Here is a 1,844-nt window from a genome sequence, read left to right as displayed (position 1 = left end):
TGCAAGAATTAAAACAAAGTGGTTTTTTGAGATGGGAAGGTGCTCAGAAAAATAAGGAAGGTGAGATTATTCCAGTAGAGATTAGTGCAAATTATCTGGAATTTAAGGGTAAAGAGTACAACTGTGCTTTCGTTCGAGATATTAGGGAACGCAAAGAAATAGAACAAGAAAAGCGAGCAGGAGAATCTGCTATTCGTGCCTTGTACAAAGTAGCTTCTGCACCAAATCTGAACTTTGACCAAAGGATGCAAGGTCTTCTGTCATTGGGAAGAAAATATTTTGAATTTGAACTGGGTTTTCTAGGAAGTGTTCATGACGATCGCTACAAAATCATTGCTGTGCAAAAGTCAAAGCAGGTTGAATTTTTAGTTAAACCAGGAGATGAGCTTGATTTAGACAAAACTTTTTGTGGTGAAACTTTTCGTTCGGGAAAACTGATATGTTTTGAATCTGCTCGAGCATCAAAATGGTGTGAGCATCCTGCTTACAATGTGTTGGGTTTAGAAGCATATATAGGTACTCCTGTGGTAGTGGGAAAAGTGCCTTATGGTGTACTTGGTTTTGCCAGTTTCAGTCAACGTACTAAACCATTTAAAGATAGCGATCGCCAAATTTTAAAACTGATGGCTCAGTGGGTAGGGAATGAAATTGAACGTCAGCAAGCAAATAGAGCGCTAGAAAGACAACTTCAACGGAGCAGCTTGTTGAGGGAAATAACCCAAGAAATTCGCCAGAGTTTAGATGTTCAAACAGTTTTTCAGACAACGGTTAACCAAGTAGGTGCTGCTTTTAAGGTAAATCGCTGTGTTATTTTTGACTATATTGCCAAGGAAACACCAGAAATAACCTTTGTCAGTGAATATTTAGAATCAGGACATCAGTCTTCACTAAAATTAAACGTTCCAGTTATAGGTAATCCTCACGCTGAAAAAGTTTTATCCCAAGACGAAGCAATTTCTACTTCCAATGTATATACCGAACCATTGCTCAAACCAATGGCAGATTTATGTCGCCAGATGAATCTCAAATCCATGTTGGCAGTGCGAAGCTCTTATCAAGGAAAAGCTAATGGTGTTATAGGATTACATCAATGTGACTCTTTCCGTGAATGGACAACAGAAGAAATTGAATTATTAGAAGCAATAGCAGAACAAGTTGGTATAGCGATCGCTCATGGTCATCTGTTACAGCAAGAAGTTCAGGGACAACAAGAGTTAATTCTCAAAAATCGTGCTTTGGAGGAGGCGAAAAAAGTAGCAGAAACAGCAACCAAAGCCAAAAGTGAATTTATTGCCACAATGAGTCACGAACTTCGGACTCCTATGAATGCTGTTATTGGTATGACTGGTTTGCTTCTAAATACGGAGTTACAACTTGAGCAAAGAGATTTTGTGGAAACTATTCGTGTAAGTGGGAATGGTTTATTGACTCTCATTAATGAGATCCTCGACTTCTCGAAAGTTAATTCTCAAAGATTAGAATTAGAAAAACAAACTTTTGATTTACAACAATGTATTGAGGAAACGTTGAGTTTGTTAGCTCTAAGAGCGCAAGAGAAAAATATAGAGTTAGTTTATGCGCTCGAACCTCAGACACCCCGGATGATAATTGGAGATGTTGGTCGTGTGCGACAAGTTCTAGTAAATTTACTCAGTAATGCCATTAAATTTACTGATGCTGGGGAAGTAACGGTTCGCGTGCAAGCATCTTTGGTGTAGCAAATTAGTAATAATGATATTTACGAATTTCAATTTACCGTGCAAGATACTGGTATTGGTATTACTCCAGAGAATATAGAATACTTGTTTGAGTCTTTTACTCAGGGTGATTCTTCAATTACTCGA

The 1,844-nt window shown here is 38.0% G+C and carries 2 protein-coding genes; both read left to right on the top strand.

The genetic code is table 11. The features are described 5' to 3' along the window. Positions 1–1,718: GAF domain-containing protein (locus tag F6K22_RS39920; protein ID WP_293110610.1), on the top strand; the 1,718-nt coding region annotated here is incomplete at its 5' end. 3 nt (positions 1,719–1,721) lie between these two features. Further along, positions 1,722–1,844: ATP-binding protein (locus F6K22_RS39915; RefSeq protein WP_363275467.1), on the top strand; the 123-nt coding region annotated here is incomplete at its 3' end.

The organism is Okeania sp. SIO2F4 (assembly GCF_010672385.1).
GTDB lineage: Bacteria > Cyanobacteriota > Cyanobacteriia > Cyanobacteriales > Microcoleaceae > Trichodesmium.
The sequence above is the reverse complement of the archived record's forward strand: the minus strand, read 5'-3'. Positions and strand labels throughout refer to the sequence as shown.